The sequence below is a fragment of the Campylobacter felis genome (assembly GCF_030250085.1).
GTDB classification, from domain to species: domain Bacteria; phylum Campylobacterota; class Campylobacteria; order Campylobacterales; family Campylobacteraceae; genus Campylobacter_D; species Campylobacter_D upsaliensis.
The window spans coordinates 51,670-64,807 of sequence record NZ_JANURX010000009.1; the positions used below are offsets into that span (position 1 = coordinate 51,670).

The window sequence follows — 13,138 nt, forward strand, 5'->3', positions numbered from 1 at the left end:
TAAAACATAATTTTGGGAATTTAAGTTGGACAAATTAATCCCCACTTGGGACAATAAGTATAGCATTAATGACGATAGAATCGATGCACAGCATAAAAAGCTTTTTGCTCTTGCTTCTAAAGTGGAGAATGCGGTTTATGGATTTGTAAAGCGTGATGAGCTGAAGGAAATTTTAATGGAGCTTTTTAATTATATGAAAGAGCATTTTGCCAATGAGGAAGAGTATATGCACGAAATTTCTTATCCGTATCTTAGTGACCATAGAATGATGCATAAGGTGATTATCGATGATATGTCTTATCTTATCCAGCACATTAAAACGACTAACGATCTTAAGGAAAAGCTTTATACTATAATGTCTGATTGGCTTTTAACGCACATTTTGCGTTATGATATGATGATAGGGCATTGGCTTAACGAGCAGAAAAATCAAGAGAGCGAAGAAGAAGCTGAAATGGTGGAAGAAGAAAGTAGCGAGGTAAAAGAGCCTAAAATCATAAAAGAAACGAGATTTATCTATTCTTGTCCTTGTCATTTGACGCATATTTTAAACTATCAAGAGCACTTAGGAATTTTAATGCATAATAAAATATTAAAATGTAAAAATTGTAAAAAAGACTTAATTTATGTTACAAGCGAAATCGTAGAAAAAAGGATAGACAATGTTTCCAAAATGGGATGATAGCTATAGCGTTCATATCTATAAAAATGATATTAAGAATTTGCTTGCGGAATTTTTTAATTATATGAAAGACCATTTTCACGATGAAGAAAAATATATGGAGCTTATCGGCTATCCTGAGCTTGAGGCACATCGTAAAATTCATAAAGAAATTATACAAATGATGATAAATCTTATTCAAGGCATTAAAACAACAAATGATCTTAAGGAAAAGCTTTATATGGTCGCTAAAAAATGGCTTTTAGAGCATATTTTATATGAAGATATGAAAGTGGAGCATTTTAGGCGTTCTTCTTTAAGTCACGATGATGGTGCGGATGTGAGTTTTGAGGAGGATAAAGATGAGAGAGATGATGAGGGGGCGATTTATCTTTATGTGTGTGATTGTGTGGGACAGATTCACGATGTGCCTTTTGGAATTCATCAAAAAATACAATTAAAAGGCGCTAAATTTAGATGCAAAAAGTGTCAAAAACCTATACAATTTCATAAAAAACACTCTGCTGGTTTTTGATTTAAAAAGAGTGGTTAAAATGACACCTTTAAGGAGGCAAATTTGAGAAGACTTTTTAATCAATTAAAAACATTTGGCTTCAAAGAGCTTTATAGGCGAAGAAAAAAGAGATTGACAAATTCTATAACTAAGCGTTTTGGATATCATTTATTCAAATTCTACCCCAAACTTCCGCAAAATTATAAATTTGTGCTTTTAAATTACTCTGTAAGTGGGCATTTTGCTTTTTTAAAATTTTTAGAATTATGCGGTTTAAAACATATTAATTTATCGCAAGATAATTATATGTATTATGGCGAGGCAAGAAAAATGCTTAAAAATTCAAAGAGGCAAAATTTTCTTAGCATAAGCTTATATCGTAATCTTAAAAAAAGACTTAAATTTACAAAAATTTTATCTTGTAATTTTACTTCGCGATCCCATTTCAAGACTTAAAACAAGTATTAATCACGGCTATGGAGCGAGAAAGATCAAATTTGAATTTGGGCTTGATGATAATATCGGTCAATCTTTAGGTGAAATAATGTATAAAAGTGGTAATAAGCCCAAAAATCACGATTTAGAGGGCATATTTGATAAAGAATCGATAAGCTTCAACTACCAAAGCGACCTTACTCCTTTCCTAACAAATGAGGGGGGGGGGTAACCCGACAAATCATCTACATCGATACGCAGGATTTACAAGCAGATAAAGCTTTTAATACAATGCAAAAGCTTTCTAAACTCTTTCACTTTAATCCACCCAAAGAAGAAGATAAAGCTAAATTTGAACGCAAAGCTTGGAACGATTATACTCCTTTTCTACCCTTTACTTTATTTATAGATCATAAAGACTTTTCTTATCTTAAAGATAAAATTAAAATCATCATCACAGAAGAGCCTCTAAATCAACTAAAAGATATTAAAAATCTCTTCTTAAATGAAAATGATCTATGCTATAAACACCTTAGCATTAATGTAGAGCAAAAATATTATGAGCTTATCAAAGAAGATAAAGAAATAAAAGAAAGATTAAAAAACTATTTTAAAGAATTTGTCAAAGTGCTAGATGAAAAAGTAAGATTTAGAAAAGATAATGCTCTAAGCGAACAAGATATTTTAAATTATTTTAAAGCAAATTCTAGCCTAGCTTTAAAATTTAAAACTCTTTTAGATAAAGAACTGACCCACATTAAACAAACACGCCCTGACATCATCGCTTCGTGGAAATATTATCAAGAATTTGAGAAAATTTGTGAGGGGTTAAAAAATTAAGGAGGCTTCACACCTCCTTTTAATTAAGCTTTTTTCTCGCTAACGATATCGACAATGTTATCGCCGACCATTAGAGCGATTTTCTCCATAAATTCCACTGGAGAAGTAAAGCCAACGCAAGAGCAGTTAATTTCACCTAAAATATAGCGGTCAGCACCTTTTTCATCTGTATCGAGGATAAAATCCGCTGTCCAAATGAGAGGTAAGTCATAATTGCCAAGTTTATTTTTTATAGATGGAAGTTGTCCTAAGAACCAATCGATTAAATTTTTCCAGTCTTTTGGCTCATCGTAGCGGTATTTTGCCCCACTAAAAAGTGTCGCGGAAAAGGCATCTCCACCTTCAGCAGGCTTTTTATGCACGACATAAACAGGAGTTTTATAAAGCATTAAAATTCTTATCTCACCTTCTTTAATGCGTGGTAAGAAAGTCATATCTACAAGCATACCATTATCGCCTATGATATATTGCTCACAAAAGTCCATAAATTCGCCAAGCTTACGCGTTTCGCTGTGATTATCCTTTGCTTCTGTACAAATGATAGTCGTATCAAGTGGTAAGGAATCACAAGTATTGTAAGCCACGCCGTCTTCAAGTCTCACACGCCAAATTCCCTCGCCTGTCGAGCCACGATTTTGCTTTAGCACTCTTTCGCCTTTAGCCAAGCTTTTTGGGAAGGTTTCTTTAAAGGTCTTAATATCATAATAAGCATAAGTATCATCAGGAACTAAGGGTGTATCGGCTAGTTTAGTCAATGCATCTTTAGCTCCATAACCTATCATAGCATCAGGGTGAGGCATACCTACAAGCCCATCCGCACAAAGCTTACGAAGCACTTCAAAATAAAGTTTTTCTTCTTTTAAATTTCCCGGATTCACGCGAGAAACATACCCATCTACTGTGTTTTTGACCTGCTCATAAATTTTATTACGCTCATTTTCATCGCGTAAAATGTCATCGGTAAAAAATATAACTTCAGCATTCCAGCCCTTAGCTTTTAGAGCATTTACCATAGGCATAGTATCTTTTCTATACCCATCAGGACCCTTATCACTTCCGCCTCTAGCTTCGAAAAAAACGATATTTTTTTTCATTATTCTCTCCTTTAAAAAATATTTACTATTATGGCATAAAAAATTTGCTTAATATTAAATCCCTTAAAAAATTTGCATTTTGCTATTTTGCAAAAGATTTTTAGAAAGAGTGCTGAAAAATTGCACACTTTGTTGATTAAGTTTTTCTAAAAATTGATCGATTTTATCCGCTTCCTTCCATACAGGATTTGCGACCTTACTTAGAATTTCAAGTTCTTTTTTGGCTTGTTCGTAATTGCTAAGGGAGTCTATTAGACCTAAATTTTTGGCTTCATTTGCTAAAAACACCCTAGCATCTGCCCATTTTTCCTTCTCATCGACCTTTAGTCCTCTTTTTTTTGCTACAAATTCTACAAAAAGCATATAGCTATTATTAATGAGTCTTTGTAAATATGCCCTTTCTTCCTCACTCCACTCTCTTGTAAAAGTTCCAGCTTCTTTAAAAGTCCCTGCTTTTATGGTTTGTTCTTTAATGCCTATTTTTTGAGCCAATTCGCTAATATTCATACCTTGTGCAATGACGCCTATAGATCCTATAAACGCAGCAGGGTTTGCATAAATTTTATCCGCTGCGACTCCAGCTAAATAACTCCCACTAGCCATAGTTCCAGCGGCATAAGAAATGACAGACTTTTGGGCTTTTAAATCCTTAATGGCAAGTGCTAGTTCCATACTTGGAGCAAAAGCCCCGCCGGGACTATCGATGAAGAAAAGCACACCTTTAATATTTGGATCATTTTTAGCGTTAATAATTTTTTCTAAAACTGCTCCCGTGTCCAAAATCTCGCCTTTTAAATCAATGCGTTCTAAATTTGCCACAGAAACGCTAGAGCTAGGGCTAAAAAGCCAAACGAGTAAAAGTAAAAATAAAAAAGTTTTAAAATAGGTATTGATGTAAGAGATAATCTTAGCTATGCCACGAAAAAATAATGTTAAAATTTGCATTGTTGTCCTTTGATAAATAATTTTTGCACTTCTTTAGCATTGAGGATAAATTGCAAAGGAAGCTGAGAGTTATCACATTTTTCGATTTCAAAGACGCTAAAATCAGCTATTTTCCCTACTGCTAAAGTGCCCAGATTAAGATTTAAAGCCTTAGCTGGATAAAATGTCGCCATAAGTAAGAGTTTTTTAGCAAGTTCATTAAGTTCAAAATCTTTATGTATCAGTAAATTTGCACGCATTTCATCAAGCATAGAAAGGCTGATGTTTGAGCTTAAGCCGTCCGTGCCTAAGTGGATATTTAAGCCACTTTTAAGAACATTTTTAAGCCCTAGACTTTTTTGACTTAAGAGACGATTTGAAAAAGCACAATGTGTAATGGAGTGTAAATTTGGGTTTAAAAGCTCAAATTCTTTTAAATAAACACAATGTGTAAAAAGCGTTCTTAAATCTTTAAAAAGAGTGATAAATTCATCGATTGTATAAAGTGGCTTGGGATTTGGTGTGAAATTTCCTAGCCATTGTTTAAATTTGCCAGAAGCTCTTCTAAGCCATAAATTTTCAGCCTTGCTTTCTAAAAAATGTGTGCTTAAAAGCATTTGATGTTTTTGAGCCAAAGAGATAGCAAATTTTGCAAGTTCTAAATTTGTAGAATAGGGTGAGTGGATAGAAATAGCCGGGATAAAACGCTCATTTTTAAATTCTAAAGATTTTTGAAAACGCTTTAAAAATTCTTGTTTTTTTTCCGCATTTTGCGATTCATTTGTGCCTAAAAGCTCATTGAAAAAAATCACACGCATAGAGTGTTTAGCACAAGGCTTTAAATCGCTCCCAAAGCTTGAAATTTCGCCTATGGTTGCTGTGCCTGTTTTTTGCATTTGAGTTAAAGTGTTGGCTATAAGCTCCTCTTTTGCCTCTTCGCTCAAAATTTGCCTAGAATTAATCACGCTTTTAAGCCAGATGAAAAAGTCTCCAAAGTGTAGAGTATAGGCATTTGCACTAAATTCTAAATGCGTGTGTGGGTTGATGAAAGCGGGGAGTATGAGGGAATTTGGCTTGGTTTTAATCAGTTTGGCATTAGGATATTTTCGTTTTAAAATTTCTATTTTGTCGATTTCCAAAATCACTTCATCAAAAGCAAAGGCAAAATTTTCCAAAATTGTAAAATTCGCATCACATAAAAAGATTTTTGAAGCTGAAATAATATACACTTTTTTCCTTTCAAAAGACACATTGTAGCAAAAATTTATTTTAAAATGTTATAATATAAAACTATATTAAAAGAATTTTTAAGGGTTAAACAATGAAAATAATGGTCATACAAGGTCCCAATATCAATATGTTAGGCTTTAGAGAGGTCGGCATTTATGGTGCGATGAAAATGGAGGAAATCCACGAGCAAATGCAAAATGCAGCAAGTCAAAATGGCGTGGAACTTGACTTTTTTCAAAGCAATTTCGAGGGCGAAATTGTCGATAAAATTCAAGAATGTTTAGGCACTGTTGATGGGATTATCATTAACGCAGCGGCTTATACTCATACTTCTGTTGCGATTCGCGATGCCATTTCTGCCGTAGCTTTACCGACAATTGAGGTGCATATTTCTAATATATATCGTAGAGAAGAATTTAGACAAAAAAGCTTAATAGCACCAGTTTGTGCGGGGTCTATCGTGGGCTTTGGTCCTTTTGGTTATCATCTTGCTTTAATGGGTATTATACAAATTTGTGAGCAAGTGAAAAATTTGAAGGCTATGCAGCAAAATAATGCTTAAAATTCAAGGTGCAAGAGCGGTTCAAAATTTTCGTTTTTTCCCTTTTGCAAGTCGAAATTTAAGGAATTTTAAATATTTTGCTTTGGTAGGTTTGGGGTCAAATATAGAAGATGAAAAAAGGCGTTTTAGAGCTTTGTTTAGACTTTTAATGGACGATAAAAGGCTTAAAGTTCTTCAAACCTCCCCCCTACTTATAAATAAGGCTTTTGGCTATGAGAGACAAAAGGATTTCACAAATGCCGTGCTTTTGGCACAGACAAATTTACACGCGAGAGCCTTTTTAAAAGTTTTGCTTTATTATGAAGTCAAGTTTAAGAGGAAGAGAACTTTTAAAAACGCTCCCAGAACGCTTGATTTGGATCTTTTGTATTTTTCACAAAAGGTAAGAAAAGATTCTTGGTGCGAAGTGCCTCACAGTGGGGCTAAAGAAAGAATTAGCGTAATTTTGCCCTTGGGCTTAATGGAAGGACTAGCAAGTGGGACAGCTTATTTACACCTTTACCGTTGAAGATACGGAAGAAATTATTCCAAAAGTTAAAGAAGATTATGGAGATAAGGCTTTAATTATCACAAATAAACAAATTCGTCCCAAGACTATTAATCGCAAAGGGCTTTATGAGGTTATGGTCGCTATTGAGGAAGCAGATTATAAGGAGCATTTAAAGGCTATGGGTAAGCCTATGCCACCTAAAAAAACCCAGCCACAAGCTCCTAAGCCAGCAGTAAAAGAGGAAGATGATGAAGCTGTGGAACTTGAATTTTCTAAAGCTTCTTTAAATGTGCAAAAAGAATATGAAAATTATACTAAACCTAAACCTAGCTTAGATGATTTTAAAGAAAAACTTTCGGCTGTTAGCTCTGAAATTTCTAAGGTTACAGGCACTAGCTTACCAGAATATCAAGCTCCAAATTTGCAATATAATAAGAAAATTGAAGCCTTTGAAAAGCAAATCAATAAACTAAGCGATAAGATGAATTTACTCGTTGATATGATGTGGGACGATAAAGCGGAGGCGAGGAAAAATCTCATTATACCGCCAGAATTTGCAAGCATTTATAAGCAGGCTAAGGAAAGTGGTATGCTTGAAACGCACTTAGAAGCCATTATGAAAGCGACCATTGAAAATATGCCAGCAACGATGAAGATGAATAAGGAAGCCGTGCAAAGATATTTTCACTCTCTTTTGCGTAATATCTTACCTTGTCGCGTGGAAACGGACATTAAAAAGCAAAAAATTATGATGCTAGTGGGTCCAACAGGAGTGGGTAAAACAACGACTTTAGCTAAACTTGCCTTCCGTTATGCTTACGGAGATAAGCGTTATAAAACGGGTATTATCACGCTAGATACTTATAGAATAGGTGCGGTTGAGCAGCTTTTTCAATATGCTAAGATGATGAAACTTCCTATTATCGATAGCATAGAGCCTAAGGATTTAGATGAAGCGATAAAAAGTCTTAGTAGTTGCGAGGTGATTTTAGTAGATACCATAGGAAATTCACAATACGACCAGACAAAACTTGCCAAAACAAAGGAATTTTTAGCCCACTCTAATGCGGAAATTGATGTTAATTTGGTCATCTCGGCAAATACAAAATATGAAGATTTAATGGAAATTTATAAGAATTTTTCTTTTCTAAATATCGACACTTTAATCATTACAAAATTTGATGAAACTAAGGTTTTTGGTAATATTTTTTCTTTGATTTATGAGATTAATACTCCGCTTAGTTTTTTCTCTGTGGGGCAGGAAGTGCCTGATGATATAGAGGTGGCAAATAGCGACTTTTTGGTGCATTGTATTTTAGAGGGTTTTAAAGGTAAAAATAATGAATAATCAAGCAGATAAATTGCAAAATTTGATGAAACAAAATAAGGACAAAAAAGAGCAAAATACTCATTTTATAGCTATTACAAGTGGCAAAGGTGGTGTGGGTAAAAGCACGATAAGTGCAAATTTGGCAAATGTTTTAGCGAATAATAATTATAAGGTAGGGCTTTTTGATGCGGATATAGGTTTGGCAAATTTAGATGTGATTTTAAATGTGCGTATTCAAAAAAATCTTTTGCATGTTTTAAGGGGCGAGTGCTCTTTAGAGGACATTTTGATTGAAGTGAAGCCAAATTTGTGGCTTATACCCGGTGAAAGTGGTGATGAAATTCTAAAATATAGCGATAAAAATATTTATGAAAGATTTTTAAATCAGGCTAGTATTTTAGATGAACTTGATTTTCTCATCATCGACACGGGTGCCGGTATAGGCGGGAATATTTTAAATTTTTTAGAGATGGCTGATGAGGTTATTGTCGTTACTGTGCCGGATCCAGCGGCGATTACAGATGCTTATGCGACCATTAAAACCACTTCTAAAACTAAGGAAAATTTATTGATGGTTTTTAATGTGGTTAAAAATGAAAATGAGGCTTTAAAGGTCTTTGAAAATATCAAAAAAGTTGCAAATGCTAACATTAAAAATCCTTTAAATTTAGAATTTTTAGGACATTTAAGCGCTTCAAAAGAAGTGAGTAATAGCATTAAAAAACGCACCCTTTTTAGTGATGAAAATACTGCCTCAAGTGATGAGCTAAAGTCTCTAGCTTCCAAGCTTTTGTATAGATTGGAACGAAAAGTGCTTGATGATGTTTCAAGTCGTAGTTTTTCAAGCTTTTTTAGAAAAATTATAGAAAGATTTTAGTGAGAGATTATGAGACCTGAGAATTATGTCGCCTTTTTTACGGTTTGTGGTTTTTTTATAGGGCTTTCGTTTAGTGTGATTAGCGTTGATGAAGCTTTTGATATTTTGTTTTCTACTTGTTTTATCACCTTTATGTTTTATGTTTTTGTGCATATTGCCATTATGAATTTTATCGACCTTAAGAAGATAAGTGGGCGAATTTTTAATAAGCAAGACTATGAAAAAACGAGCAACAATATTATTAACGACTTGGTTATTCGTGAGAAAAAAATGGATATTATCTTAGAAAAACTCAATGAAGAACGCGAAGAATTAAAGAAAAACGAAGCGAAGGAAAGACGCAAAAATGCTAAAAGAGCAGTCGCCTAGATCTTATGCGGATGTCATAAAAAAAGAGCAAGATGAGCTCGTCATCTCCTATATGCCAGCACTTAGGGCTATGGCATTTCGCTTAAAGGAGCGTTTGCCATCTAGCATTGATGTAAATGATTTAATCGGTGTGGGTATTGAGGAGATGATAAAGCTTTCACGCCGTTATGATAAGGATCAAAATGACAATTTTTGGGGCTTTGCGAGGAAAAGGGTTAATGGCTCTATGCTTGATTATTTAAGACGACTTGATGTGATGAGCCGTAATAATCGCAAAATTTTAAAAGATATTGATGTGATTTTAGATGAATATTTTTTAGAAAATGAATGTGAGCCAGATGATGAATATTTAGCCAAAAAACTTGAAATAGATGTGGAGAGAGTAAGGGAAGTAAGAGCAGCTCACGCGATAAGCTATACTTTGCCTCTTGATGAGCAAATTGAAATGTATAGCGAAGATGAGACTTTGGAGAAGATAGAAAGAGGCGAATTTTTAGAGCATATTAATGAAATTTTAGATACCTTAAAGGAGCGAGACCAGCTTATTATCCAGCTTTATTATTATGAAGAATTAAGTTTAAAAGAAATTAGTGAGATTTTAAATGTGAGCGAGAGTCGCATTTCTCAAATTCATAAAAAATTACTTAAAAAATTGAGAGAAAGGTTGAGCTAATGGCAGAAATACTCTCCCAAGAAGAAATTGACGCCCTTTTAGAAGTCGTTGATGATAATACAGACACACCAGCACCTTCAAATTCTAAAGATGAAAAAGATGAAAGAAATATTGTCGTTTATGACTTTAAGCGTCCAAATAGGGTTTCAAAAGAGCAGCTTAGAACGATTAAGGGTATCCACGATAAACTTGCTAGAAATTTAGCCTCACAAATTTCATCAATGATGAGAAGTATTGTAGAAACTAAGCTCCACTCGGTCGATCAAATGACTTATGGGGAATTTTTGATGTCTTTGCCAAGCCCTACAAGCTTCAATGTTTTCTCCATAAAGCCTCTTGATGGAAATTGTGTTTTGGAGATTAACCCAAGTATAGCCTTTCCTATGATAGATAGACTCTTAGGAGGGCAGGGCGATAGCTATGAGGCGAGTCGTGAGCTTACGGACATCGAGCTCAATTTGCTAGATAGCATCTTGCGTATCATCATGCAAAGGCTTAAGGAAAGCTGGTCGACTGTAACTGAAATTTACCCAAGCATAGAAGCAAAAGAAAGTAGCCCTAATGTCGTGCAAATCGTCTCTCAAAACGAGATTATCATTATGGTGGTGATGGAGATTATCATAGGAAATTCCAGCGGTATGGTCAATATTTGCTATCCTGTTGTGCATTTGGAAAGTATTTTGAGTCGTTTGGCAAATCGTGATATTATGATGGGTGAAACTTCTGCGAAAAAGTCGCGTAACAAAGAGCTAAAAACTCTCATCGGTCGTGCGGAAGTCGTTTATGAGGCGATTTTGGGAAAAACTTTAATCAATGTCAATGAATTTTTAGAGCTTAAGCAGGGCGATATTTTAAGACTTGATAGAGAAGCTGATGATAAGGCTGTGGTAAGCATAGATAAAAAAGATGTCTTTTTGGCACAAATAGGCTTACACCGCTTTAGAAAGTCTATTAAAATCATCGAGCTTATCCGCACAGACAAAGATGAAATTAAAGAAATTTTGGAAAAATACGAAGAGGAAAGAAAGGCTAAAGCTAGCGTTTATGATGAAACTGAGGATTTGGAGGATGAGGAAATATGATAAACGAATTTTTAAAATTATTTACGAATGAGTGTGCCAGTACCATCGAGGGCTTGACGGGAAAAAGTGCTGAATTTAGTGAATATAAAGAATTTGATGTTAGTGCTAGCGATACGCTTAAACCACCTTTAGTGTATGTGAATTTTGGTGTAAGTTCAGGTGGTCGCGTAGGTATTTTAGCTGGGGCTGTTTTGATGAGTGCCATAGGTGAGTGGATGATGGGCGAGGAGGAAATCACCAAAAACGACAAGCTAGGTGCTGATGAAATGGACGCCGCTAAAGAAGCTATACAAAATATCATCTCCGCTTTTACCACAAGCCTTGGCGCACAAAAAGAACTGCCTAAAATGGAATTTAGTTTAAGCTCTTGCGAATTTATTGAAGAAAGCATCGATTTAAAGGACTTTGTGAAGCTTTATAATTATGATGTAAAAATTGACGATTTAAACGAGCAAATTTCTTTAGTAATGGACGATAAGCTTTATAAAACTCTCACAAAAAGTGGCGATGATGAGGCTACGACTCAACAAAAAGAGAGAGTGGTTGGTAGCGGTGAAGCTATGATGACGCTTGGAGAAGGGCTTAAAAATATCAATCTCATTATGGATGTGCGCTTACCTGTGCGAGTAAGAATAGGTAATAAAAAAATGCTTCTTAAAGATGTGCTAACTATGGATATAGGCTCTGTGGTCGAGCTAAATCAACTAGCAAACGACCCTTTAGAAATTCTCATCGGCGATAAAAGAATTGCTTATGGTGAGGTCGTGATAGTCGATGGAAATTTTGGAGTGCAAATCACAGAAATCGGCACGAAAAAAGAAAGATTGGAGCAGTTAAGATAATGATAAAGCTTTTCAATAAAATCGAAAAATATGGCTTTAAAGAAATTTTACTCCGCAGGAAAAGAAGACTTATACACTCTATCACAAAAAGATTTGGCAAAATTTTGCTTAATTTTTATCCCAAACTCCCACAAAATTATGAATTTGTCGTTTTAAATTATGCTGTAAGTGGGCATTTTGCACTTATGAACTTTTTTAAAATGTGCGGTTTAAATTATGTAAGATTAGCTGAAGATAATTATATGGACTATGGTGAAACAAAGAGCTTTTTGCTAAATTCAAAGGGGGATAATATAGTCGGTGTGTGTTTATATAATAATATAAGAGATCTTGACTATGCGAAATTTTTTTCTTACGAAGCGCCTGTTGTGATAACCGTTAGAGACCCCATTTCAAGACTTAAAACAATCATAAATCACGGCTACCCTAAAGCTAAGGCTAGCAAGTTTGAATTTAGCCTTAAAGATGATATTGATAAATCCTTACCTGAGATTGTATATAGCGGTGCTTTAACACCTCAAATTACAGATTTAGAAAAGATTTTTGATAAAAAATTTATAGACTTTAAATATCAAAGTAATCTTACTCCTTTCCTAACAAATGAGGGGGGGGGGTAACCCGACAAATCATCTACATCGATACGCAGGATTTACAAGCAGATAAAGCTTTTAATACAATGCAAAAGCTTTCTAAACTCTTTCACTTTAATCCACCCAAAGAAGAAGATAAAGCTAAATTTGAACGCAAAGCTTGGAACGATTATACTCCTTTTCTACCCTTTACTTTATTTATAGATCATAAAGACTTTTCTTATCTTAAAGATAAAATTAAAATCATCATCACAGAAGAGCCTCTAAATCAACTAAAAGATATTAAAAATCTCTTCTTAAATGAAAATGATCTATGCTATAAACACCTTAGCATTAATGTAGAGCAAAAATATTATGAGCTTATCAAAGAAGATAAAGAAATAAAAGAAAGATTAAAAAACTATTTTAAAGAATTTGTCAAAGTGCTAGATGAAAAAGTAAGATTTAGAAAAGATAATGCTCTAAGCGAACAAGATATTTTAAATTATTTTAAAGCAAATTCTAGCCTAGCTTTAAAATTTAAAACTCTTTTAGATAAAGAACTGACCCACATTAAACAAACACGCCCTGACATCATCGCTTCGTGGAAATATTATCAAGAATTTGAGAAAATTTGTGAGGGGTT

Annotated in this window: 18 protein-coding genes; 15 read left to right on the top strand and 3 right to left on the bottom strand. The window is 34.2% G+C overall.

The window, feature by feature from the left end:
• Positions 1-25 precede the first annotated feature (25 nt).
• The 5 genes from NYG92_RS06135 to NYG92_RS06155 all read left to right on the top strand — a co-directional run bounded on the left by NYG92_RS06135 (position 26) and on the right by NYG92_RS06155 (position 2,450).
• Positions 26-682 carry a bacteriohemerythrin gene (locus NYG92_RS06135; RefSeq protein WP_082200202.1) on the top strand — a complete coding sequence of 219 codons (657 nt, stop codon included), beginning with the start codon at positions 26-28 and terminating at the stop codon, positions 680-682.
• The gene (locus NYG92_RS06140) at positions 663-1,196 is read left to right on the top strand and encodes a hemerythrin domain-containing protein (RefSeq protein WP_289233833.1); all 534 of its coding nucleotides are present in this window, start codon (positions 663-665) and stop codon (positions 1,194-1,196) included. The genes NYG92_RS06135 and NYG92_RS06140 overlap by 20 nt, the downstream gene beginning before the upstream one ends.
• 42 nt (positions 1,197-1,238) lie before the next feature.
• On the top strand, positions 1,239-1,631 hold the full coding sequence (locus NYG92_RS06145) for a hypothetical protein (RefSeq protein ID WP_289233834.1): 393 nt from the start codon (positions 1,239-1,241) through the stop codon (positions 1,629-1,631).
• 88 nt (positions 1,632-1,719) lie between these two features.
• The gene (locus NYG92_RS06150) at positions 1,720-1,842 is read left to right on the top strand and encodes a hypothetical protein (RefSeq protein WP_289233835.1); all 123 of its coding nucleotides are present in this window, start codon (positions 1,720-1,722) and stop codon (positions 1,840-1,842) included.
• A 17-nt stretch (positions 1,843-1,859) separates the two neighbouring features.
• Complete coding sequence (locus NYG92_RS06155) at positions 1,860-2,450, top strand: DUF2972 domain-containing protein (protein WP_289233848.1); 591 nt, start codon at positions 1,860-1,862, stop codon at positions 2,448-2,450.
• A 23-nt stretch (positions 2,451-2,473) separates the two neighbouring features.
• Here NYG92_RS06155 and NYG92_RS06160 read toward each other — a convergent pair whose 3' ends face one another.
• The 3 genes from NYG92_RS06160 to mqnF form a co-directional block, all read right to left on the bottom strand.
• On the bottom strand, positions 2,474-3,544 hold the full coding sequence (locus NYG92_RS06160) for a Cj0069 family protein (protein WP_289233836.1): 1,071 nt from the start codon (positions 3,542-3,544) through the stop codon (positions 2,474-2,476).
• Between the two features lie 63 nt (positions 3,545-3,607).
• Positions 3,608-4,489, bottom strand: a complete 882-nt coding sequence (sppA, locus tag NYG92_RS06165) for a signal peptide peptidase SppA (RefSeq protein ID WP_289233837.1) — start codon at positions 4,487-4,489, stop codon at positions 3,608-3,610.
• Complete coding sequence (gene mqnF / locus NYG92_RS06170; protein WP_289233838.1) at positions 4,477-5,697, bottom strand: aminofutalosine deaminase family hydrolase; 1,221 nt, start codon at positions 5,695-5,697, stop codon at positions 4,477-4,479. The genes sppA and mqnF overlap by 13 nt, the downstream gene beginning before the upstream one ends.
• Positions 5,698-5,789: 92 nt before the next feature.
• On the opposite strand from mqnF, the gene aroQ reads away from it, so the two are divergent.
• The 10 genes from aroQ to NYG92_RS06220 form a co-directional block, all read left to right on the top strand.
• Entirely contained in the window at positions 5,790-6,260 is a 471-nt protein-coding gene (gene aroQ / locus NYG92_RS06175; protein WP_270966802.1) for a type II 3-dehydroquinate dehydratase, read from the top strand.
• On the top strand, positions 6,253-6,768 hold the full coding sequence (folK, locus tag NYG92_RS06180; protein WP_289233839.1) for a 2-amino-4-hydroxy-6-hydroxymethyldihydropteridine diphosphokinase: 516 nt from the start codon (positions 6,253-6,255) through the stop codon (positions 6,766-6,768). Before aroQ ends, folK begins: the two co-directional genes overlap by 8 nt.
• Entirely contained in the window at positions 6,737-8,098 is a 1,362-nt protein-coding gene (flhF, locus tag NYG92_RS06185) for a flagellar biosynthesis GTPase FlhF (RefSeq protein WP_289233840.1), read from the top strand. The genes folK and flhF overlap by 32 nt, the downstream gene beginning before the upstream one ends.
• The gene (gene flhG, locus NYG92_RS06190; RefSeq protein WP_004277105.1) at positions 8,091-8,957 is read left to right on the top strand and encodes a flagella biosynthesis ATPase FlhG; all 867 of its coding nucleotides are present in this window, start codon (positions 8,091-8,093) and stop codon (positions 8,955-8,957) included. Before flhF ends, flhG begins: the two co-directional genes overlap by 8 nt.
• A gap of 9 nt (positions 8,958-8,966) precedes the next feature.
• Positions 8,967-9,326 (top strand): hypothetical protein, encoded by a 360-nt coding sequence (locus NYG92_RS06195; protein WP_027304290.1) that lies wholly within the window; start codon positions 8,967-8,969, stop codon positions 9,324-9,326.
• A complete protein-coding gene (locus NYG92_RS06200) occupies positions 9,304-9,999 on the top strand; it encodes an RNA polymerase sigma factor FliA (protein WP_270977297.1) in 696 nt (231 codons plus the stop codon). The genes NYG92_RS06195 and NYG92_RS06200 overlap by 23 nt, the downstream gene beginning before the upstream one ends.
• The gene (fliM, locus tag NYG92_RS06205; protein ID WP_004274736.1) at positions 9,999-11,081 is read left to right on the top strand and encodes a flagellar motor switch protein FliM; all 1,083 of its coding nucleotides are present in this window, start codon (positions 9,999-10,001) and stop codon (positions 11,079-11,081) included. Before NYG92_RS06200 ends, fliM begins: the two co-directional genes overlap by 1 nt.
• A complete protein-coding gene (gene fliY, locus NYG92_RS06210; RefSeq protein ID WP_289233841.1) occupies positions 11,078-11,923 on the top strand; it encodes a flagellar motor switch protein FliY in 846 nt (281 codons plus the stop codon). Before fliM ends, fliY begins: the two co-directional genes overlap by 4 nt.
• Entirely contained in the window at positions 11,923-12,540 is a 618-nt protein-coding gene (locus NYG92_RS06215) for a hypothetical protein (RefSeq protein WP_289233842.1), read from the top strand. Before fliY ends, NYG92_RS06215 begins: the two co-directional genes overlap by 1 nt.
• Positions 12,541-12,599: 59 nt before the next feature.
• The coding region (locus NYG92_RS06220) for a DUF2972 domain-containing protein (protein WP_289233843.1) at positions 12,600-13,138 on the top strand (539 nt) is incomplete at its 3' end.

Excerpts from the sequence above, each read along its gene's own strand:
- NYG92_RS06140 (WP_289233833.1), top strand. The coding sequence starts at position 663 with ATGTTTCCAAAATGGGATGATAGCTATAGCGTTCATATCTATAAAAAT.
- NYG92_RS06150 (WP_289233835.1), top strand. The coding sequence starts at position 1,720 with ATGTATAAAAGTGGTAATAAGCCCAAAAATCACGATTTAGAGGGCATA.
- NYG92_RS06160 (WP_289233836.1), bottom strand. The coding sequence starts at position 3,544 with ATGAAAAAAAATATCGTTTTTTTCGAAGCTAGAGGCGGAAGTGATAAG.
- sppA (WP_289233837.1), bottom strand. The coding sequence starts at position 4,489 with ATGCAAATTTTAACATTATTTTTTCGTGGCATAGCTAAGATTATCTCT.
- aroQ (WP_270966802.1), top strand. The coding sequence starts at position 5,790 with ATGAAAATAATGGTCATACAAGGTCCCAATATCAATATGTTAGGCTTT.
- folK (WP_289233839.1), top strand. The coding sequence starts at position 6,253 with ATGCTTAAAATTCAAGGTGCAAGAGCGGTTCAAAATTTTCGTTTTTTC.
- flhG (WP_004277105.1), top strand. The coding sequence starts at position 8,091 with ATGAATAATCAAGCAGATAAATTGCAAAATTTGATGAAACAAAATAAG.
- NYG92_RS06195 (WP_027304290.1), top strand. The coding sequence starts at position 8,967 with ATGAGACCTGAGAATTATGTCGCCTTTTTTACGGTTTGTGGTTTTTTT.
- NYG92_RS06200 (WP_270977297.1), top strand. The coding sequence starts at position 9,304 with ATGCTAAAAGAGCAGTCGCCTAGATCTTATGCGGATGTCATAAAAAAA.
- fliM (WP_004274736.1), top strand. The coding sequence starts at position 9,999 with ATGGCAGAAATACTCTCCCAAGAAGAAATTGACGCCCTTTTAGAAGTC.
- fliY (WP_289233841.1), top strand. The coding sequence starts at position 11,078 with ATGATAAACGAATTTTTAAAATTATTTACGAATGAGTGTGCCAGTACC.
- NYG92_RS06215 (WP_289233842.1), top strand. The coding sequence starts at position 11,923 with ATGATAAAGCTTTTCAATAAAATCGAAAAATATGGCTTTAAAGAAATT.